At 34.0% G+C, this 22,069-nt stretch carries 16 protein-coding genes; 14 read left to right on the forward strand and 2 right to left on the reverse strand.

All coding sequences use genetic code 11. The annotated features are described in order from the left end of the window. From GM661_RS04515 to GM661_RS04540, 6 genes are all read left to right on the forward strand, one after another. Positions 1–849: a carbohydrate ABC transporter permease gene (locus GM661_RS04515; protein ID WP_230868928.1), complete on the forward strand. Its 849-nt coding sequence runs from the start codon at positions 1–3 to the stop codon at positions 847–849. Positions 850–900: 51 nt separating this feature from the next. Beyond that, on the forward strand, positions 901–4,728 hold the full coding sequence (locus GM661_RS04520; RefSeq protein ID WP_230868929.1) for a bacterial Ig-like domain-containing protein: 3,828 nt from the start codon (positions 901–903) through the stop codon (positions 4,726–4,728). Between the two features lie 127 nt (positions 4,729–4,855). Then, positions 4,856–6,130, forward strand: coding sequence for an ABC transporter substrate-binding protein (locus GM661_RS04525; protein ID WP_230868930.1), 1,275 nt, complete (start codon positions 4,856–4,858; stop codon positions 6,128–6,130). Between the two features lie 213 nt (positions 6,131–6,343). Continuing rightward, a complete protein-coding gene (locus GM661_RS04530) occupies positions 6,344–7,615 on the forward strand; it encodes a Gfo/Idh/MocA family protein (RefSeq protein ID WP_230868931.1) in 1,272 nt (423 codons plus the stop codon). 28 nt (positions 7,616–7,643) lie between these two features. Next, the gene (locus tag GM661_RS04535) at positions 7,644–9,062 is read left to right on the forward strand and encodes a glycoside hydrolase family 28 protein (protein WP_230868932.1); all 1,419 of its coding nucleotides are present in this window, start codon (positions 7,644–7,646) and stop codon (positions 9,060–9,062) included. A gap of 66 nt (positions 9,063–9,128) precedes the next feature. Continuing rightward, positions 9,129–10,184: an alpha/beta fold hydrolase gene (locus tag GM661_RS04540; protein ID WP_230868933.1), complete on the forward strand. Its 1,056-nt coding sequence runs from the start codon at positions 9,129–9,131 to the stop codon at positions 10,182–10,184. A gap of 5 nt (positions 10,185–10,189) precedes the next feature. Here the strand turns inward: GM661_RS04540 and GM661_RS04545 are convergent, their stop codons facing one another. Beyond that, positions 10,190–11,035 (reverse strand): AraC family transcriptional regulator, encoded by an 846-nt coding sequence (locus tag GM661_RS04545; RefSeq protein ID WP_230868934.1) that lies wholly within the window; start codon positions 11,033–11,035, stop codon positions 10,190–10,192. 208 nt (positions 11,036–11,243) lie between these two features. Between GM661_RS04545 and GM661_RS04550 the strand changes: the two genes are divergently transcribed. The 8 genes from GM661_RS04550 (at position 11,244) to GM661_RS04585 (ending at position 19,132) form a co-directional block, all read left to right on the forward strand. Continuing rightward, positions 11,244–11,921: a FadR/GntR family transcriptional regulator gene (locus GM661_RS04550; protein ID WP_125988583.1), complete on the forward strand. Its 678-nt coding sequence runs from the start codon at positions 11,244–11,246 to the stop codon at positions 11,919–11,921. A gap of 247 nt (positions 11,922–12,168) precedes the next feature. Beyond that, a complete protein-coding gene (locus GM661_RS04555; RefSeq protein WP_230868935.1) occupies positions 12,169–12,987 on the forward strand; it encodes a transketolase in 819 nt (272 codons plus the stop codon). Positions 12,988–13,005: 18 nt separating this feature from the next. Further along, on the forward strand, positions 13,006–13,932 hold the full coding sequence (locus tag GM661_RS04560; protein ID WP_230868936.1) for a transketolase family protein: 927 nt from the start codon (positions 13,006–13,008) through the stop codon (positions 13,930–13,932). A gap of 59 nt (positions 13,933–13,991) precedes the next feature. Continuing rightward, positions 13,992–14,882 carry a 2-hydroxy-3-oxopropionate reductase gene (gene garR / locus GM661_RS04565; RefSeq protein ID WP_330165242.1) on the forward strand — a complete coding sequence of 297 codons (891 nt, stop codon included), beginning with the start codon at positions 13,992–13,994 and terminating at the stop codon, positions 14,880–14,882. A 142-nt stretch (positions 14,883–15,024) separates the two neighbouring features. Next, entirely contained in the window at positions 15,025–16,083 is a 1,059-nt protein-coding gene (locus tag GM661_RS04570) for a DctP family TRAP transporter solute-binding subunit (RefSeq protein WP_230868937.1), read from the forward strand. Positions 16,084–16,162: 79 nt separating this feature from the next. After that, positions 16,163–16,690, forward strand: coding sequence for a TRAP transporter small permease (locus GM661_RS04575; protein WP_230868938.1), 528 nt, complete (start codon positions 16,163–16,165; stop codon positions 16,688–16,690). 3 nt (positions 16,691–16,693) lie between these two features. Further along, positions 16,694–17,974, forward strand: a complete 1,281-nt coding sequence (locus GM661_RS04580; protein ID WP_230868939.1) for a TRAP transporter large permease — start codon at positions 16,694–16,696, stop codon at positions 17,972–17,974. A 123-nt stretch (positions 17,975–18,097) separates the two neighbouring features. Next, positions 18,098–19,132, forward strand: coding sequence for a zinc-dependent alcohol dehydrogenase (locus GM661_RS04585; RefSeq protein ID WP_230868940.1), 1,035 nt, complete (start codon positions 18,098–18,100; stop codon positions 19,130–19,132). A 99-nt stretch (positions 19,133–19,231) separates the two neighbouring features. On the opposite strand, the gene GM661_RS04590 is transcribed toward GM661_RS04585, so the two are convergent. Further along, a complete protein-coding gene (locus GM661_RS04590) occupies positions 19,232–22,063 on the reverse strand; it encodes a sensor histidine kinase (RefSeq protein ID WP_230868941.1) in 2,832 nt (943 codons plus the stop codon). Positions 22,064–22,069: the final 6 nt, after the last annotated feature.

Below are 22,069 nucleotides of genomic sequence, written 5' to 3' on the forward strand. Positions count from 1 at the left end.
ATGAGTTTATCATTTACCAAAAAAGAACGGCTTAATAATATTTTATTTCAGGTTTTTGTTGCTCTCTTTTGTTTTGTAATGATCTATCCCTTACTCTGGATGTTAGCAGGTTCCTTAAAAACTTCGGGAAATGCTTTGACTGCTACACTAATACCAGATGGGTTGAATTTTAGTAATTATCTACAGGGTTGGAAAGGATTTGGTGGACATAGTTTCTCTATTTTTTTCAGAAATTCTTTTTTTATAGCTGGGATGGCTACATTGGGACAGCTTTTTACTTCTTCTTTTGCTGCTTTTGGTTTTGCCAGGACCAGGTTTATTGGTCAAAAGGTGTTTTTTGCCGTAATGATTGCTACTGTCCTGTTACCAGCTCAGGTTTTACGTATTCCGCAGTATATTATGTTTAATAACTGGGGTTGGATGGATTCGTATCTACCAGTCTTACTTCCTCAGATGCTTCCAGTACCATTTTTCACCTTTTTGATGGTTCAATTTATCCGGGGGATCCCCTCAGAGTTAGATGAGGCTGCCCTGATTGATGGCTGTAACAAGTTCGGCATTTATTTTAGAATTATCTTACCAAATTTGAAACCAGTTATGGTTACAGCAGGTATATTCAGGTTTTACTGGACCTGGAATGATTTTATGACACCATTACTCTATCTGCAAACTGTAACTAAGTATCCTATATCTATAGCCTTACGGATGTTTTCTGATCCTAATGCTATTACTAATTGGGGTGCTATGTTTGGTATGACTGTTTTATCTATTGTACCAACTTTAGTAATCTTTATTTTCTTCCAGAAATACCTAGTAGAGGGTGTAGCTTCATCTGGATTAAAGGGATAAATGCTATAAAATATAATATGTTAAGAAGAAAACAAAAAAGGAGGGTTTTTTTTGAAGTATAATTTAAAAGGTGGATTATGGTTTATATTAACATCGGTTTTATTAGTATCATTCATAATATCAGCAGTTATTCTGGCTGAAGATGAAATGATAAGTGTTTCCAGTGATTGGCAGGGGAGTATCTTTGGTAATCTTGGTGGTCAAAATAAGATCACAAAAGAAAACTTTGAAATTAACGAAAATACTGATGGAACTGTTAGGCTTAGGAGTTCTAATAATAGGGGTAAGATTGAAAGTAAATCAGAGGGAATAGCCTACTACTTTAAAGAAGTACCTGCTGATGCTAACTTTGAATTAAGTGCTACAGCTACTGTCGAATCTTTTGAGATGCATAATCAGGTATCTTTTGGTTTAATGGTTAGGGATAAGGTGCTCATTAATGAGAGTAATAAAGAAGATATTGGTTATACTCTGGCTGCTGGAATTCTTAATGCCAAAAAAGATGTTCCTAAAATAGGTTTTTATAGAACAGCTGAGGGGCAGACAAAGCTAGGGGAGTTGGTAAATGATGCTGTCCCTAGTGCTGGTAATACCTATGATTTAAGTATTAAGAAATCTGGTGATGTATATATATTAAAGTTTGGTAATGAAGAACCTGTTATAATTGAAAATTTTAGTGGATTTGAAACTGGAAAATTATTTGCCGGTCTCTATACTGCCAGAAATACAACAGTTATCTTTAGTGATATTAATTTCAGTTTGGATACCAGGAAGGTCAAGGACTTACATGTAGATACAACTGCAATGCCGACCGATTATCTTTTAGAAGAAGAGTTAGATTTAACAGGATTGAAAGTCACAGCAGAATTTTCTGATGGATCAAAAGAGATACTGTCAGAGGATGATTATATTGTAACCGGTTTTGATAGTAACACAGTAGGGACTAACCCCATTAGCATAAATTATAATGGAGTAAGTAGAACGGTTAATTTAGAGATAAATTCTTTGACCTGTACAGGTTTGAAAATAAAGTACTATCCGGCAAAAACAGATTATTATCTAGGAGATAGATTTGACCCTGAGGGTTTTGCTGTAATGGCAGAATATAATGAAGGATATAAAAGTGAAGAACTAACAGTTGATAAATATACCTTTTCTATTGCAGGAGAATCTATGCCAGGAAGTGACTATGTATTTGATAGTGCAGGAGAAAAAATAGTTACTGTAAGCTCAATGGAGAATCCCGCTATATCTATAAGCTTTGCTGTAAATGTTAAAACTGCTGAAATTACTGGCTTAGAAATTAGTAAAGTACCAGAAAAGGAATTATATTTTCTTAGTGATAAATTAAACCTTACAGGTATGACTGTCTATGCTAAATATAGTGATGGTTCTAGAATTAGACTGATGAAAGATGAATTCTCAGTATCTTCTTTAGATACTACGAGTCCTGGTGAAAAAAAGGTTATAATTTCCCACAAAGGAAAAGAGGCAGTATTAAATTTAACTGTTAAAATGAAGGAGTTAACAGGTCTTGAAGTCACAGAATACCCACAGACAACATTTTATCTTGGTGATGATTTTACAAGTAGAGGGTTAGAGGTATCTTTAGTATATGACAATGGTGATAAAGAGGTATTAGCAGGAAGTAATTATACAGTTGATTTTTCGAATTTTGATAATACTAAGATGGGAGTATATGATGTTAAGATTATTCCTACTGATAGTTTAATCACAGCTATTACTTATCCAGTAACTGTACGAGAAAAGACTGAATATGAATGGAAATATACTAGATTTGGTCAATCTACTAGTGAAGAGGATAATTTTATCGATATAAAAGAAGATGGTACAATAGAGCTTGCTTCTATTAATGGTGGTGGAAAAGTTGCCACAGACCATGATGGCATCAGTTTTTATTATACAGTGATTGATGCCTCCAAAGATAATTTTGTATTATCGGCTGATATTAAAGTGATTGAATATGCTAAAAGTCCACATGATGGTCAGGAAGCCTTTGGTATTATGGCCAGAGATGCCATCGGAGAATTTGGTGATACCGGGGTATTTGCTTCTAATATGGTAGGTCTAGGTGGTTATAGTGGAGGAACCAAGGAGCCTAATGGAACACAGTTATTTATGAGAACTGGTGTTGAATCTTCAGATGGTGCAGGAAGTAATGGGACCTCAAGTATGATGATCAAGGAAGAGAAACCTAAAACCAGTAATACCTATCCTGCTAAGGAATATAGGTTGACTTTAGCGAAAACAAATAGTGGTTATACAGGAAGACTTAATGGTGGTAAAGAGGTAATGTTATTTGAACCTAATTTTCTAAATGTTCAAGATTCAAAGGTTTATTTAGGTTTCTTTGCTGGTCGTGTTGGGCATATTGAAGTAAGTAATGTAGACTTTAAAGTCTCAGCAGCAAAAACTGATGCACCAAAGGTGGGGCCTTCTGAAGAGGCTGTAACACCGACCTTGGATTTCTTATCATTAGATAAGACTTCTAAGACTGATTATAATTTCTTATTAAAATCTAATGTTAAGGGGATAGTTATTGTTAAACAAGGGAGAAAAGTAATAGCTAGAGACCAGGTAGTTAAAGCTAAGCAGGAATACTTAATAGAAACAGAACTTGCTGAGAATACTAAGACTAATTTTAGTGTCAGCTTTTTACCTGATGATACTCAGTATTTAACATCATGCGATAAATTAGTTAAGAACTTTACTGTTGAGATGAAAAGCTATGTAGAAGATGGTGATATCTATGTTTCACCAACTGCCATTAGTGGTGGTGCAGGTACTTTAGAAGATCCACTAGATCTTGATACAGCAATTTCCTTTGTACGTGAAGGTCAGAAGATCATCTTACTTGAGGGTAGATATGTACGTGATTCCAAATTGGAGATTAAAAAATATAATGATGGTACTGCTGAGGCAAGGAAGTATCTGATAGCGGCAGCAAACACAAATCCAATCATAGATTTTGATAAAAAAACTGAGGGTGTTCTCTTAAGTGGTGATTACTGGCAGGTGAAAGGGATTGAATTTACTCGTTCAGCAGCAAATGAGAAAGGCTTTGTTGTTGGTGGGAACCATAACATAATTGAGGAATGTCTATTCTATGAGAATGGTAATACAGGTTTACAGATAAGCCGTACCGACATAAATGAAGATGATAAGTCTAAATGGCCGTCTTATAATTTAATCCTTAACTGTACATCTTTTGATAATCGTGATCCATCTGATAATAATGCTGATGGGTTTGCTGCTAAGCTTACATCAGGTGTAGGTAATGTATTTAGGGGATGTATTGCCCATCATAATATTGATGATGGGTGGGATTTATATACTAAGGTAGGAACAGGTGCTATCGGTCCAGTTGTGATAGAGGACTCTATTGCCTATAGTAATGGTACCTTAACAGATGGTACAGTAGGTAATGGTGATAAGAATGGGTTCAAACTTGGTGGTGAAGGTGTTCATGTACCCCATATTATTAAAAACTGCCTAGCCTTTGACAATGGGGCTGTTGGTTTTACAAGTAATAGTAATCCAGCTGTTATTGCTATCAATAATATTGCTTTGAATAATATTGGGAGAAATCTGGAATTTACTACTTATAAAGAAATTGCTGTTGATTTTGAAATTGATGGTTTTATGTCTATTGCTACCAAAGATATTCCAGCAGATAATTTTCCTGTAGAATTGGAATCAGCTAAAAATTATATGTTTAATGGTAGTGTATCAGAAAACCAGCTGGACAATAGAATAAACAAAAATGATTTTGTGACTTTAATACCACAACTCCCTTTTGAAAGGGATGATAACGGAAGGATAATGATAGGTGATTTTCTAAAGTTAACTACTAAGTAAGAAGAAAGGATAGTCAGAAAACAACTCCTTTCATTTATTTTGTAAATGATTATTTCTATTCTTTATTTTCTGATAAATCTGGTATATAATGTAATTAGTCAGGTCAATAAAGAAGGGGTTGTTTTCTATGTCCAGAAAGGTTTTATTATATTTTTTGATAATATTATTATTGCTTATTGTTAAAACAGAAGTAGCTGTTGTTTCCAATAATAATATAACTATTAGTATATCATGGTGGGGCTCACAGGTTAGACATAATAAGACTTTAGCGGTGATAGAACTATTTGAAAGAAAAAACCCGGATATAAAAATACAGCCTGTTTATACAGGATGGAGGGAGTACTGGGATAGAATAGCTGCCTATGCTGTAGGAGGTAATTTGCCTGATATTATGCAGCAGGATTATAAGTATTTTAATTCCTATGTTGACTATAATATTTTAAGGGACATGGATGATTACATAGATAGTATTATCAAGGTTGCAGAGGTTGATGAGGCTTTATTGGAATCTGCCAGGTTTGATGGTAAGTTATATGGTATTCCTGCTGGACTTAATACCTATACTATATTATATGATCCGAAAAAGTTTGCAGAGGCTGGACTAACAGAACCTTCTTATGATTGGACATGGAATGAATATAAGGAAATATGTAGAAAACTCCATGAGAGACTGGGTATATATGCAGCGACCAGTCTTCCGATGGCAACCAGAAATATTACAGGCCTTGAGCATTATGTCAGGCAGCATGGCCAGTCTTTATTTGACATGTCAGCTCATAAACTGGGATTTACGGAGGATTTGTTTGTTGATTTTTATAAAATGGATTTAGAGTTAAGCAGGGAAGGGGTCTTTGCCCCTGGAGAACTCCGTCTGGAAAATCACACTATAGAAAACGATTTAATTGTTAAAGATGCTGCAGTTATGGCTGCCTATTGGACCAATCAGATTGTTGCTATTTCTAAAGCTGCTGGTAAACCATTAAAAATGTTACCCTTTCCTCAGGCTAAAGATGAAACCAGGTCTGGTTATTACTTAAAGCCCTCCATGTACTGGACTATAACCAAAAATAGTAAACACCCTGAGATAGCAGCAAGATTCATTAATTTTTTGATTAATGATTTAGAAGCTAATAAACTTTTAAACGGTGACCGTGGTGTGCCGATTTCTTTTGATATCAGGCAAAAATTACAGCCTATGCTTGATGATCCGGAAAGGAAGATGTTTAATTTTATAAAATACATTTCCAATAACTCAAGTATTATTGAACCACCACCACCTGCCCAGTATGATCAGGTGATAGAAATTTTGGAAGAAGTACATTATAAAATACTGGAGGGGAGTCAAACACCATCTGAGGCATACCAGGAATTGAGGATGCGTACAGATAGGGTTCTAAAATGATTAAAAAATACTTACTACTATAATAAATAAAGCTATTGAAGGATAAAATTCAATAGCTTTATTTTAATCATATCATATTATTATAACACCACAAAAAATGTATAAAATAACCCATTAAGAACAATATATGTCTTGTTATTATCCATTTCTTTTTATAAAATACCCTTAAGATTCGAAGATTAAATAAGATTTTAAGGGAGTGTGAAAAGGAAAATGAGGTATGCATTAATTGGTACAGGTTCACGTTCATCGATGTATTATAAGGCTATCCAGGACTTAGACGGAGTAAAAGGAAAAAATGAATTAGTGGCACTACTGGATTTAAATGAAAGCAGAATGCAATATGTCAATAAGTGTTTAGATTTAAATCTACCTGTATATAAACCACACCAATTTAATGAAATGTTAGAAAAAGAAAATGTTGAAGGCATTATTGTTACTACTAAGGATTCTCATCATCATTATTATATAATAGAGGGATTAAAACGGGATTTAAAGGTTATTAGTGAAAAGCCGATGACTACTGATGAAGAAAAATGCCAGGAAATATTGAATACTATGGAACAGACAGGTAATGACCTTATTGTTACCTTTAATTACCGTTATTCACCATACCGTTCTAAAGTAAAAGAATTACTTGAGCAGGGGACTATAGGGGAGTTAACAATGGTGGAGTTCCACTGGTTTTTAGATACAACCCATGGTGCAGATTATTACAGAAGGTGGCATCGTAATATAAATAATTCAGGGTCTTTATTAGTACATAAGTCGACACATCATTTTGACCTGGTAAATTGGTGGATAGATAGCTTTCCAGTTGAGGTTTTTGCTCTGGGGAAGAAAAGATTTTACCAGGCAGAGACCTTTCCCTATCACCTGCGCTGTAGTACATGTGATTTGAGTAGTGAATGCAAATTTTATCTTGATTTATCAGAATCGGAAGAATTAACTGCTTTATATACTAAAGCTGAACATGAAGATGGATATTTCAGAGATGCCTGTGTTTTTTCCCCGGAAATCAATATCTGGGATACCAGAGCAGTTACAGTGGGTTATAAGAATGATGTTCTCTTAAGCTACTCACTTAATAATTATGCCCCCTATGAGGGATATAAGGTAGCTTTTATTGGTACTAAAGGTAGGATTGAGCAGGATGTGGTCGAGGCTTCATATATCAGTGGCCATGATGGCCAGGTAGAGAGAAGGACAAGGGAAAATAATGTTCGTCTGGAAGTATTTCCTCTCTTTGATGAACCATATAAAGTTGAGGTTGAAGTAGAAGAGAGCGGCCATGGTGGGGGAGATATTCGTTTACTAAAAGATATTTTCCTGGATGAGAATACAGCAGACCCTTTAAAAAGAAAAGCAGGGGGTAGGGATGGTGTTATGTCTATTCTAACAGGTATTGCTGCCAGACGCTCTATTGAATGGGGGAGAAAAGTTAATATCGAAGAACTGGTAAAATTCCCCACATCAATTAAATAAATATGATTAATTTTCAGGGGGGTTCTTAATGAATAAAAATTTTTATAATATTACTGATTATGGGGCAGTTGGTGATGGAAAAACAATTAATACCGCTGCCTTTGACAGGGCAATTCAGGAATGTGCTGAAAATGGTGGTGGTACAGTTTATGTGCCTGCTGGTATTTTTTTGACTGCTTCCATTACTTTAAAAAGTAATATAACCTTATATTTTGAAATAGGTTCTATTGTAAAATTTGTTCAGGATGTAGCTCAATATAAATTAGTACAAGGTAGGTGGGAGGGTAGTGAACAGGAACTATATACCTCACTAATTCATGGTAAAGACCTTGAGAATATTACTATAAGCGGCCGGGGTTTCCTGGATGGCCAGGGTGAATACTGGTGGCAGTTATTTAAAAACAATGAATTAAAACACCCCAGACCGCGTTTTATTGCTTTTAGAAACTGTGATAATGTCTTGATTGAAGGGATTAGATTGGTAAATTCCCCAGCTTGGACAATTAATCCTGTTGAATGTCACAATGTTACAGTCAATAAGGTAACGATTAAAAATCCAGCTAATTCCCCCAATACTGATGGAATAAATCCCAGTTCATCTAAGAATGTACAGATTGCTAATTGTCATATTGATGTAGGTGATGATTGTATTGCCCTTAAATCAGGTACAGAAGATTGTCCTAAATTTGTATCCTGTGAAAATATCACCATCATTAACTGTACAATGGTTCATGGACATGGTGGTGTTGTTATTGGCAGTGAAATGAGTGGTGATATAAGAAATGTAGTGATCAGTAACTGTATTTTTGAGGGGACAGATCGTGGTATCAGATTAAAATCCAGAAGGGGTCGGGGTGGTCTTGTTGAGGATATCAGGGTAAATAATATAATCATGAAAGATGTTTTTTGCACGATTATAATGAATTTATACTATTTCTGTGGTAAAGGTGGTAAAGATAAAAGGGTATGGGATAAAGAAATATACCCTGTAGATAAAAGTACACCTTCTTTTAGAAGGATTCATTTTAGTGATATTACTGCCAGAGAGGTTCGTAATGCAGCTGTTTTCCTTTATGGTTTACCAGAAATGCCGCTAGAAGAAATAACTTTTGATAATATAAGTATTGAACTGGCGGAAGATGCCAGACCAGCTGTACCTGCAATGGCTGATAAAATAGAGCCGGTGGTTCAGCAGGGTTTTTATTGTAATAATGTTCGAGATATAAAATTTATTAATGTTAGGGTAAGCGGTCATTTGGGACCTGGTTTTGAGATTGTAAATGCTGAGGGAATTGATTTTAATGGGTGTAAAATAGATAAGATTGATGAAAATGACCCCTGTATTCTTTTTGACGGGGTAAGGGATACTTATTTTAGTGGGAACCGGCAGGAAAAAATAAAGGGTTTCTTAAAACTAAGGGATTCTAAGGATAATGGTAGAATGTAAGGTTTTTTTTTAAAGTAGTAGATGCTTTGTTTATGAGTATTATGTTTCAGCTAAGGGGGGGTTATATTGAGCCGTTATACCAGTTTTCAACATTTATTACAGGTTTATGATAATATATCTGCTAGATATGCTTTTAAAGCAGAGTATCTATCACAATATAGATTGTGGAAGAAAAAACTTAGGGTAAAACTTGCTGATATTACAGGATTAAATCAGATGACCTTCTCTGAATTAAAACCGGAAGTCCTTGAGACAGAGAAGATGGATGATTATAAAAGAATTAAGATGATAATTCAAACTGAACCTGCTGTATTAATGCCGTTTTATATATTACTCCCTGATGATTTACAGGAAGGGGAAGAAAGGGCAGCTGTAATTGCACCACATGGACATGATAGTGGTGGAAAATATGCAGTTGCTGGTAGAAGTGATATACCAGGGGTTAACAGGGTGATAGAGAAGTATAATTATGATTATGGGATCCAGTTAGTAAAAAAGGGTTATATAGTTTTCTGCCCTGATGCCCGGGGTTTTGGTGAAAGAAGGGAAATAATAAAGCAGGGGGATGAGGGCGAAGACATCTTAAGTAGCAGCTGTCATGAACTTAATAATCTGGCTATAGCACTGGGCCAGTCTCTTACAGGAATGTTTGTCTGGGATTTAATGCGTTTGCTGGATTATGCTGAAACCTGTCAATATGTAGATAGTACTAGAATTGCTGTATGTGGTTTTTCTGGAGGGGGCTTACAGGCTCTCTGGCTGGCGGTAATGGATCAGAGAGTAAAGGCAGCTATTGTTGCCGGGTATTTTCATGGTTTTAAAGATACTATTTTTCAATCAAATATGTGTAGCTGTAATTTTGTGCCTCAATTATGGCGTTATTGTGATATGGGAGACCTGGGGGCTATGATTGCACCAAGGCCTTTAATGATAAAATCCGGTAGTAAGGATAAGCTTAATGGCAATAGCGGCCTTGCCAATGTTTATAGTCAACTTGAAATTGTTCGTAGTGCTTATAAACTAATGAATGCAGAGGGAAATCTTTACCATCATGTCTTTAATGGTGGTCATATCTGGAATGGAGATAGGGTTGATGAATTTCTTAAAAGCGCTTTCTCTTAAGAATATTAATTAATCTTTTTTCTTGAATTTTCCTTTATTTTTCTATATTTCAGGGGGGAGTGACCGGTTATATTTTTAAATATGCGCCCAAAATGGGTTAGATTGTTATAACCTACCTGACAGGCGATTTCAGTAATATTTAGACTGCTTTGCTGTAGTAATTTACTGGCCTCTTTAATTCTCACATTATTTTTATACTCGACAAATGAGAAACCAGTTACTTTCTTAAAGGTCTTGCTTAAATAAGTGGGACTGTAATTAAATTGTTCTGCCAGCTCAGTCAGAGATAGTTTATTATTAAAATTATTATTTATAAAACCTGCTATCTCAGATATTTTTTTATGGGTTTCATTGGGATAATTTGCTGAACAAGAAGTTGTTGACTTGATAAATCTATTAAGAAAAATAAGTAATTCTGTAATTAAAATAGTAACATAAGTGAAGTAACCTGCCTGTTTTTTCTTTTTTTCCTGTAAGATATTGAATAAGTGATTTTCCATCCATAATTGTTCTTCAGGGTTTAAAGAGTATACATTTTGTTTTAAATGAAAACAGTGATATAAATCAATGTCTTTAGTTATTTTATCAGTTATGTCAGTACTGAATTGTATTAAGATTCTTTCATGGGGGTACTCCCTGGTTGTATTGGTCTTATGCAAAATATTCTTATCTATCAGAACAATGTCACCTTTTTTTATGTGATATGTCCTATTATCTATAAAGTAATAACGTTCACCATTAAGGAGATAATATATTTCATATTGATCATGATAATGTCTGGCCGCCATATTAAAAGGAGCTCCTTTTCTACTAATGTGTTCTACTATCAAATCTGACTTTTCCGGGGTCATTGCTGGAAACTCCTCCTTTATGTACTCTTAATTAATTATAGCAATTTTCTATATAGACAGCAAATAAGTATAGGTAGGTATTTTTGAAAAAGAAAAAGTTAAAATCATTAAATTACCACTTGACAGTAGTAAAAAAACATGCTATTATTTTAAATAAACCAGTTGTAACACAACTAACAATTACATTGATGTGTTGAGGGAGTTAAAGATGAAACCGATTAAAAAGCGTGAGAGTTTAAGTCGTCAGGTTTTTGAACAATTAAAACAGCAAATTATCACAGGCAAATGGGAGCCTGGGGAGAAAATCCCCTCTGAGAATGAATTATCTGAAATGTTAAATGTCAGCCGGGTGACTATAAGAGAGGCCTTGCAGACATTGGTAGCCCTGGATTTACTTGAAAAAAAACAGGGTGAGGGTACTTTTGTCAAGGAATTATCTGGTGAGACATATATTGATGCCCTGCTGCCGACTTTTGTAAATCTAAAACGTTCCAAATCATTTTCTGTTCATGAATATAGAAAAATAATAGAAGTTGGAGCAATTGAATTAGTAGTAGAAAGGGTTACTGATGAAGACATAGTAGAGTTAAAAAAAATATTGAATAATATGAAAAAATATAAAGATGACTTAGAGAGATTTGCTTTAGAGGATTTGAATTTTCATTTAACACTATGTCAGATCACTAAAAATCCTATCATTGAAAAGGCAAATTTTCTGATGAAAGATTATTTAAAAGAAACTATGTCAGAAATTATTAAAACTATGGGTTCAGAAGATGGAATCCGTTACCATGGTGAAATTATTGAGGCTATTGAGAATAAGGATAAAGAAGCTGCCAAAGAGTTAATGGAAAAACACTTAGATAATAATTTAAATTATATTTGACAGAATATTATTTAAGTGTTATTATTTAAATATAGTTGTAATACAACTAACAACAAACAACACACAACAAACAACACACAACAAACAACCATAATAATTATATCTTAAATAGATTACGAGTAATGAAGGGAGACTTAGTGATCAAGGTTATGCTCTGACTGGGAGGTGAGAAAAGAAGGGCAAAATATTATTATAGATTAAGAATTTATTCATAAATATATCAAACAAATTATAGGAGGGGATTAATTTGGGGAATACAGTTGCTGAATTAAAGAAAAAAGCTGTAGTAATAAGGGAAAATATATTAGAGACTATTGGAGTAGGCAAAAAGGGGCATGTAGGGGGTTCGATGTCATCAGCTGATCTAGTAACAGCTCTCTATTTTTATAAGATGAATCATGATGCTAATAATCCTGAAGACCCTGACCGTGACCGGTTTATTTTTAGTAAGGGGCATTCAGTTTTGGCTCAGTATGCTGCCCTGGCTGAAACAGGTTATTTCTCAAAAGATGAACTTAAGAAAACTAAAACCTTTGGTTCTATCTTACAGGGACACCCTGAAAAAGACACACCAGGAATTGAAGCTAATACAGGGTCATTAGGACAAGGACTGTCATTAGGCTTAGGGATGGCCCTGGGTGGTAAACTGGATAAACGTGCTTATAATGTTTATGTAATTGTTGGGGATGGTGAACTGGCTGAGGGACAGATATGGGAAGCAATTATTGCCGCTAATAATTTTAAAGTAGATAATCTAGTGGCTATAGTAGATAGCAATAAAGTCCAGGCTACTGGCCCAATAGCTGAGAGATATGATTTAGGTGATATTAAGGCTAAATTTGAGGCTTCAGGCTGGGAAACTTTCGAAATAGATGGTCATAATATGGAAGAGATCGTTGAAGCTTTAGATGCTACAGATAATGTCAAAGGTAGACCTTCAGTGATAATAGCCAATACAGTTAAAGGTAAAGGTGTATCTTTTGCAGAAAACAAGGCGAGTTATCACAATGCTAAACTTACTGAAGAACAATATAGACAGGCCAAAGAAGATATAGCAAATTTATAATACTGGGGTGAAATATAAATGAAAACAGCAAGTTTAAGAGAGGCTTATGGAAAAGAATTGTTAAATCAGGCCAGAAAAAATAAAAACATAGTGGCGCTGGATGCAGATTTGAGTGGTTCTACAATGTCCTGTTACTTAGGTGAGGAATACCCGGATAGATTTTTTGAAATGGGAATAGCAGAACAAAATATGGTTACTACAGCAGCTGGGCTATCATTAACCGGTAAAATACCATTTGTTAATTCATTTGCTGTATTTGCAACAGGTAGGCCTTATGACCAGATAAGACAAGGGGTGGCTCTCCCTAATCTTAATGTCAAAATAGCTGGTTCAAGTTGTGGTTTATCTGATGCTGGAGATGGAGCTACCCATCAAGCCATAGAAGATATGTCAATCATGCGTTCGATACCCAATATGACAGTAATATCTCCAGTAGATGCTTTGGAGACCAGGAAAGCTGTCAGGGCCATGGTAGAATATGAGGGTCCGGTTTATTTAAGGGTTAGCCGTGCTGATTTACCGATAATAACCACAGAAGAGGAGTCATTTGAAATAGGAAAAGTAAGTAAAATAGCAGATGGAAATGATATAACAATATTTGCTAACGGACTAATGGTTCATAAATCCTTGCAAGCCAGGGAAGAGTTAGCTAAAATAGATATATCGGTTAGAATAATTAATGTTAGTACAATAAAACCGCTGGATGTAGAGAAGATTAAAGAATATGCCAGTGATGTAAAAGGTATTATTACTGCAGAGGAACATAGTATGATAGGTGGACTTGGTGGGGCTATTGCAGAGGCTTTAAGTGATGAATTAATACGTATAAAGAGGGTTGGGGTTCAGGACAGATTTGGACAATCTTCCTGTGATTATGATAAACTCCTGGAACATTATGGTTTAACCACTGATGAGATAGTAAGAAAAGCTCAAGAACTTATTTAAGGTTTGTCCTGGATAAGTTAATGTAAATACAAAATATTCTTTATTAGGAGATGATAACGATGAAAAAAATAGGTTTTATTGGATTAGGAATCATGGGTAAACCCATGGCCAAGAATTTAATCGATGCTGGCTATGACCTGATAGCTTATGACATTAACGAAGATGCAGTCAATGAAATGGTAGACTATGGTGCAGAAAAAGCTAGTTCTCCCAAAAACATAGCAGAAAATAGTGAGGTTATTATCACCATGCTGCCTAATTCACCACATGTTAAAGCAGTAGTCTTAGGTAAAAATGGGGTAATAGAAGGGGTTAAAAAAGGACAGGTATTAATAGATATGAGTTCCATAGCCCCGCTAGTTTCCCAGGAAGTGGCTGCAGAGTTGGAGAAAAAAGGAGTCGAGATGTTAGATGCCCCAGTTAGTGGTGGCCAGGAAGGTGCGGAAGCTGGAACAGTAGCTTTTATGGTAGGAGGCAAAGAAGAGGTATTTGAAGCAAACAAAGCAATTTTAGAAGTAATGGGTGCTAGTGTTACCCTGGTAGGTGGTATAGGTGCTGGAGAGACAACTAAATTAGCCAATCAGGTAATTGTTGGTATCAATATAGCAGCAGTAGCAGAGGCTTTAAGTCTGGGTAAAAAAGCAGGAGTTGACCCTGAAAATATCTTTAATGCCATTAGAGGGGGACTGGCCGGGAGTAAATGTATGGAAGATAAGGCACCCCGGATGTTAAAAGGTGAATATGACCCAGGATTCAAGATGAAATTACATGTTAAAGACCTGACAAATGCCTTTGAAACTAGTAGAGAATTGCATTCATATATGCCTTTAACAGCACAGGTTATGGAAATGATGCAGAAATTATTAAATGACGGCCATACAGAGGTAGATCATGGTGGTTTAGGATTGTTCTATGAGCAGCTAAATAATATTTCTTTGAAAAAGGGTTAAAAATTTAATATTCAATGCAAAATAGTGGTAATTTTTGAATAAATTCATTTTAAAAGGGGGGATTAATGAAATAATTATATTAAGAATTTTTAATAAATTGTTAGAAGTATGTATTTAAAATTTAAAGGAGGATGTAAAAAGAATGAAAAAACTTTATCTATTAGCAATATTAACATTAGCAGTTGTTATATTACTGGCAGGAAGCGTTTTGGCAGCAGAATTAAATCCAACCCCAGATAATCCAGTTACAATTAGGATCGGTACCACTGATCAAAAAGATGATCTTGCTGTTGGTCTAGAATATACCATGTGTAAAGTCTTTGAGTCTATGGTTGAAACCAATACTGGTGGAGCTATACAAGTAGAGGTTTTTCCATCAGGTCAGTTGGGTGGTTTAATGAGTATGTTAGAAGCTACCCAGGGTGGTCAAATGGAAGCTGTTACTGGAACTGCTGCAATACCTTCATTTTATCCAGCATGGCAGGTTTTCTCAATACCATATCTGTTCCAGAATTCAGATATTGCAATGGCAGTTATGAATGAAAGTGATTTCATGTTAGACCTGTATGAAGATATGAGAAAAGAAACTGGCTTGAGGGTTCTTGGAGTTGCCCAGAATGGTTTTAGACATTTCACAAATAGTGAAAGAGAAATTCGCAGCCCAGAAGACCTTAAGGGATTGAAATTTAGAGTAATGCAGGGCCCAATCTACCAAAAAGTTGTAGAGGCTGCTGGAGGAACAGCAGTTCCAATTGCCTGGTCAGAGTTATATACAGCTTTAAAAACTGGTGTAGTTGATGGAGAAGAAAACCCAATATCTTCTGTTGTACTTGGTAGTTTATATGAAGTGCAGGATTATATAACCCTTGATGGTCACCTCTGGAGTGAAAACTTTTTGGTAATTAATGATGACTTTTTCAATAGTTTACCTAATAAATATCAGGTTGTAATTAAAGAAGCTGGTAAAGCAGCTGCTACTGCAGGTACAACTAGTGAAACTATTAAATCCTATATTACTGGAGTTAAAATTCTTCAGGATAATAATATGAAAATATATAAACCAACTCCTGAAGAATTAGAAGTATTTAGGAACACTGCACAGCCACCCGTTATTAAATGGTTAAAAGATGAAATTGGAGCTGAACTAGTTGATGGTATGATAGAAACTGTTGAAGAATATACAGAAAAACTAGGTTACTAATCAAAAGTCCTGATAAAGGAGAATATTCCTACTGGGATATTCTCCTTTATTTATAAAAAAATTATAAGGGGGATTTTTTGTGTTCGGGCATCTAAAATATTTTATCGAAAACCTGAGTGATAGAATTAATGATATTGCTAAAATTGTAGTAATAGGGTTAGTGGCAGTGTTAACATCAATAGTTTTATTACAGGTAATTTTTCGTTATATTTTAAATATTGGTTTACCATGGGTTGATGAGCTTTCTCGCTATTTGAATATCTGGGTAGCTTTTTTAGGAGCTAGTGTTGGGCTTAAATATGGAGATCATGTCGGGGTTAGTTTTTTTGTAAATTTACTGCCTGAAAAGCTGTCAGAAGCATTCAAATTATTCACAGATATTATTATTTTTATCTTCCTTTGTGTAGTAATATATTATGCTTATGATTATATAATTACTTCGCGTTCAGTAACCCCTACAATGCAAATTTCATTTAAATTACCTAAATCTGCAATATTTGCTGGCACTAGTATTATGGTAGTTCATATTCTAAATTTTATTTTTAATGATTTGAGTTTATTGTTTAATAACAAAGTTGAAACTAAAACTGATGTAAGGGCGGGATAATAAATGAGTATATGGTTGTTAGTGCCATTTGTATTAATGTTGTTCGCTAATATTCCTATTGCTTTTTGTTTGTTATTTGCTGTTATAATTTTTATGAGTCAATGGGGTATGATACCTTTAAATATTATTCCCAATAAGATGTTTAGTGGTATAAATAGTTTCCCTCAATTAGCAATTCCCTTTTTTGTGCTCGCTGGCCAATTAATGAATAAATGTGGTATTACTAAAAGATTAGTTCAATTTGCTGATGTTATAATTGGTAAAGTATATGGTGGCTTGGCACAGGTAAACATTTTAGCAAGCATTATATTTGCAGGGTTAACTGGTTCTGGTGTTGCAGATACTTCAGCTGTAGGGTCTATTTTAATACCGGCTATGGAAGAACAGGGTTTTGAAAGGGATTACAGTGCAGCAGTAACTGCAGCTTCATCGGTTATAGGTCCAATCATTCCACCCAGTGTATTAATGGTTATCTATGCAAATGTTGTAGGAATATCAGTAGGAGAATTATTTGCTGGTGGTATTGTACCAGGTGTATTAGTGGGTATCGGTTTAATGGCACTGTGTTTTTTCTATGCTAAAAAGTATGATCATCCCAGAAGGACAGAAAGTATCAGTGTTAAACATGCCTTATCAGTAACAAAAGATGGTATTTTAGCTTTAATAATGCCTATCATAATTATTGGTGGTATAACACTTGGTGTTTTTACCCCTACTGAAGCTGCGGCTGTAGCAGTTGCCTATGCATTATTTGTTGGCTTTTTTATTTTCCGTACACTTAAATTAAAAGATTTACCATCAGCTTTACTGGAAAGTGCTAGAACAACAGGTGTAATATTGTTGATAATGTCTAGTGCTACTGCTTTCGGTTGGGCTTTAACAGTTTTACATTTACCTGAAATGTTGGCTGACTGGGTTTTATCTATAACAACTAATCCATTTATTATATTGCTATTTATCAATATCTTCCTATTATTTATGGGTATGATAATGGAAGTAGGAGCAAATGTTATTATTCTTGCCCCAATTTTAGCACCTTTAGCGATGAATTTGGGAGTAGACCCCTTGCACTTTGCAATTATTATGATAGTTAATTTGAATATTGGTTTAGCAACACCTCCATTAGGTGTCTGCTTGTTTGTGGCGGCTCCGATTGCTAAAATAACACTTGAAGATATTACCAAAGCGATTTTGCCATTTTTAGCAGTAGAAATATCAGTCTTGCTTTTATTAACATATTGGCCTTCACTTGTGTTATTTGTACCTAAATTATTAGGTTTTTAACATAGATTTTAAGAAATCAAAGTGGTAATTAAAGATGAAGATTTTGATAGTCTAAGGTAGGAGTTAGACAAAAGGTATAAAAATGATAATTAAATAATAAAATTAAAATCAGGAGGGAAAGACATGAAAGCAGTTGTGAAATATGCTTTAGAAGATGGGAGTACTGAGGTTAGAGATGTTCCGATACCTAAAATTGGACCTACAGATGTTTTGGTTAAGGTTGATAGTATAGGAATTTGTGGGAGTGATCCCCATATGCATCATAATAATGTTAGTTATCCTGTGGAAGTTCCTTTAATTTTAGGACATGAATTTTCTGGTATTATTGATAAGGTTGGAGAGAAAGTAGAAAAGTTTAGTAAAGGTGATAGGGTTACTGCTGAAACACATGCTGAATATTGTGGAAAATGTGTAATGTGCAGGACAAATAATTATCACCTTTGTCAAGAAAGAAAGGGTTATGGTTTTGGTGTTGATGGAGCCTATGCTAGCTATGTTAAAGTTCCTGAAAGAATTTTACATCGTGTGCCTGATAATGTGAGCCTGGAAGAGGCTTCTTTAACTGAACCATTATGTGTAGCTTATAACCTTGTTGTAAATAATATGACTGTTAACCCAGGTGATGTCGTTGTAGTAATAGGACCTGGACCGATAGGAATATTATCTTGCAATATGGCTGCGATTGCAGGTGCAAGTGAAATTATTATGATTGGTACTAATGGGGATGAAAAAAGGCTTGAAAAATCTAAGGAATATGGTGCAACAACGACAATAAACAGTGGTAAAACTGAGCCTCTGCCTATAATTAAGGAAAAAAATGAAGGATATGGCGCTGATGTAGTTATAGACGCTGCTGGTCCTGCAGTCACCTTGAAATTGGCATTAGAAGCAGTCAGGCCTGAAGGAACAGTGAATAAGATTGCCTGGGGTCCTAAACCAATCAATTATAGTTTAGATAAGATAATAGAAAAAGCTATAACTTTAAGGGGATCTTTTAGCCATACCTGGGATGTATGGGAAAAAAGTTTAAAATTACTTGAAAAGGGTCAGGTGGATTTATCAGGTTTAATAACTCATCAACTTAGTATCGAAGAATGGGAAAGAGGATTTGAATTAGTAGAATCAAAAGAGGGTATAAAAGTAGTTCTTAAACCTTAGGGCATCTTAATAGAAATAAAGCTAATAAATAATAAAAAAATATCATCAAGATAAAACAGGAAGTTTATTTTATCTTGATGATATTTTATTTACATTTTGTTATTTTTCCTGAAAAATAACAGGCATTGAAAATTTAACTATTGTACCTTGTTTTTCTTTGCTTTTTATTTCTAAATTTCCCTTACTGTCAAAATATAACTTTAATCTTTTATATACATTTTTTACCCCGATACCACAATCAGAGGATTTCTCTGTTTCCTCAGATTGAAGATTATCTCTAATCTTCTTTAGATTTTCAGCTTTAATTCCTATTCCATTGTCTTTAATTGTAAAATGCATTATATTATTTCTAATAAAACCACTGATAGAGATAATACCTCCTTCTTCTAATTCTCCTAAACCATGTTCGATGGCATTTTCTACTATTGGCTGGAGTATAAGTTTGGGTATTTTACATTTTTTAACTTCTTCCTTTACATCAATAATAACCCTGAATTTATCCTGATATCTTAAATTTTGAATATAGATATAGTTATTTAAGTGTTGTAGTTCCTCCTTAACAGTAATAAATTTATTATCTTTGGAAATAGTTCCGCGAAAGAAGTTGCCCAGGGCTGTAGTCATATCACAGATTTCCAGGGCCCCCTTTGTATAAGCCATCCATTTTATAGATTCTAAGGTATTATAGAGAAAATGGGGGTTTATTTGTTGTTGTAGTGCATTTAATTGGGCCTCTTTTTCTAAAAACATTAATTTGCTTTCATGTAATTTGACCTGATAGTTTTCTTTAATTAGTTCATTTATTCGTTTAATCATACTATTGAACTGCTTGGTTAAAATGGCAATTTCATCATTACCCTGGTTAGCTACCTGTATGCTTAGGTCATTGTTTTTAGTTATTCTTTTCATAGCATTTTCTAATGTGTTTAAACGCCTGGTTATACTCAATGAAATTAGTGATGATATTCCCAATAATATAATAAAACAGGAGGTAATGAATAATATATTTATTTTACTTAATGGTATTAATTTGTTGTTTATTTGACTATATGGGACTAAACCGATTAATTTAAAATTATGGCTGTCAGTAGTCTCCTGGCTTACCAAATATTTATTGCCTTGATAACTAAGTGATGTATCTTCACTTTTAAGGAGGCTTAGTATATTAGCATCTGATTTAAATAAAAGACCATTGTCATTACGGTTAATAATCTGGCCGTCCTGGGTAGATATAAGAAAATATGACTTGTCTTCTAAATTAGAAAAGCTGTATAAGTTAAAAAAATCCTTTTTTAAATAAAAAACCGCGTAAGCAATTATCTCCTGAAAATTATGGTTTTGTATACTACGGATAGTCCTGGAAAATGTAATAAGTGAATCTGTATAGTAATTATTGTTAGTTTTAAGAAATTGCAGTTGGCCTTTACTATTCTCCATTTCTGCAAAAAAGTTTTTATTAACTCTTTCTACAGGAAAGGTATTAAAGTAAATTGAGGAATAAAGGTTATCTCCCTGGGTATTATATAGACTTAAGGCCAGTAAATCTGGTTTGTCCATTTTAATATATGAGAAAAATTTATCAATAGGGATATTGTCTTTATTGTTTTTATTTACAAAGGACTGAACCTGGGAAGAATAGGCAATTCGTTTAGTAAACTCGTCTATTTTTTGCAGGTTATAATCCAGGTTTTCTTTTACCATTTTTATATTATTGGTTGATAATTTTTTGACTTCATCTCTGTAGATATTATAATATGTGGAAAAGAGTATGGAAATAAAAATAAGATTTGGTATAATGATTGTTATAAAAAAATATATAATAATTTTACTTTTGATACTCAATCTATTATAAAAACTACTATTAATATTTTCATCCTGGTAGTTTATATTTGGTAGGGATAGTTCTTCAGAGAATTTATCAGTGAGCTTGTGAAAGGGTTCAGCAATTTTTTTAGAAAATATATAGGAAGATATAGTAACTAATAATACACAGATAATACTATATGTGATAGAATATTTTTTAATATTATATAGTTCCTTCAAAATGTTTTTAATTGGAGTATAGGCTATAAGATTAAAGCCGTAGGGGTTTAGTTTTTCCTGAACCACCAATTGCTGTTCATTATTTATACTGCTTATCTTATAACCGGTATTATTTAAAGCTATTTTGTCATGATTATTAGAGTTGGACCAGATTAATTCATGTTTATAATCATATAATACCAGGTTTTTTTGGGGATCACTAGCTGTCAAAGATGATATAAAATCTGGATAAAATGATACAATAATTGCACCTTTAATTGTATTTTCCTGGTCCCTGATTTTTCTAAGATAAACGAGACGGTTGTTTAATAAATTATATATTTTACCCTCAGTCTTATTTGTGCCAGTAAATAATGTTTTTTCTTGAAAGTAAAAGGGGAGTCCTTCTTCTTTATTATTTAAGATGTCTCCTTTATCATTGAATTCTGAAAAGTTAAAATTATTACCCAGGTAATGTCCAGAGCTGCCCCAGTTATAGTAATAAGCAAAGTCGTTTATACCTAATAAGATCACACTATCTATATAGTTTTGTTGAAATAAAATACTATCTAATTCCCTGGTGATTATGTTTGTAGTAATACTGATATTACTGAAATCGTCAGTAAGCCTGCTGTTAGTTAAGGATTTACGTATAGCTTCATTATTGTATATCTGACGTATGTTTCCTTCTATAGTTTCAAAAAATGTCTCTATATATGAAGCGCTTATATGAAGATACCTGTATTCGTAGTCAACATTTTCACGGATGATTAAACTATAGACAATGTGTTGGGAAAAAAAATAAAGAACAGGTACAGATATCAGGGTTATAAGCAGGGAATAGAATAGTAGCTTTTTCCGTATGTCAAAGCTTTTAAATATCTTAAGTATTTTAAAGATTGTTGTCATCATTGC

Source organism: Iocasia fonsfrigidae (assembly GCF_017751145.1).
In the GTDB taxonomy this organism is placed as follows: domain Bacteria; phylum Bacillota; class Halanaerobiia; order Halanaerobiales; family DTU029; genus Iocasia; species Iocasia fonsfrigidae.

What these genes read in the sequence shown, in the direction of transcription:
- GM661_RS04515 (WP_230868928.1), top strand. Translation starts at nt 1, where the DNA reads ATGAGTTTATCATTTACCAAAAAAGAACGGCTTAATAATATTTTATTT.
- GM661_RS04525 (WP_230868930.1), top strand. Translation starts at nt 4,856, where the DNA reads ATGTCCAGAAAGGTTTTATTATATTTTTTGATAATATTATTATTGCTT.
- GM661_RS04530 (WP_230868931.1), top strand. Translation starts at nt 6,344, where the DNA reads ATGAGGTATGCATTAATTGGTACAGGTTCACGTTCATCGATGTATTAT.
- GM661_RS04535 (WP_230868932.1), top strand. Translation starts at nt 7,644, where the DNA reads ATGAATAAAAATTTTTATAATATTACTGATTATGGGGCAGTTGGTGAT.
- GM661_RS04545 (WP_230868934.1), bottom strand. Translation starts at nt 11,035, where the DNA reads ATGACCCCGGAAAAGTCAGATTTGATAGTAGAACACATTAGTAGAAAA.
- GM661_RS04550 (WP_125988583.1), top strand. Translation starts at nt 11,244, where the DNA reads ATGAAACCGATTAAAAAGCGTGAGAGTTTAAGTCGTCAGGTTTTTGAA.
- GM661_RS04560 (WP_230868936.1), top strand. Translation starts at nt 13,006, where the DNA reads ATGAAAACAGCAAGTTTAAGAGAGGCTTATGGAAAAGAATTGTTAAAT.
- garR (WP_330165242.1), top strand. Translation starts at nt 13,992, where the DNA reads ATGAAAAAAATAGGTTTTATTGGATTAGGAATCATGGGTAAACCCATG.
- GM661_RS04570 (WP_230868937.1), top strand. Translation starts at nt 15,025, where the DNA reads ATGAAAAAACTTTATCTATTAGCAATATTAACATTAGCAGTTGTTATA.
- GM661_RS04580 (WP_230868939.1), top strand. Translation starts at nt 16,694, where the DNA reads ATGAGTATATGGTTGTTAGTGCCATTTGTATTAATGTTGTTCGCTAAT.
- GM661_RS04585 (WP_230868940.1), top strand. Translation starts at nt 18,098, where the DNA reads ATGAAAGCAGTTGTGAAATATGCTTTAGAAGATGGGAGTACTGAGGTT.
- GM661_RS04590 (WP_230868941.1), bottom strand. Translation starts at nt 22,063, where the DNA reads ATGACAACAATCTTTAAAATACTTAAGATATTTAAAAGCTTTGACATA.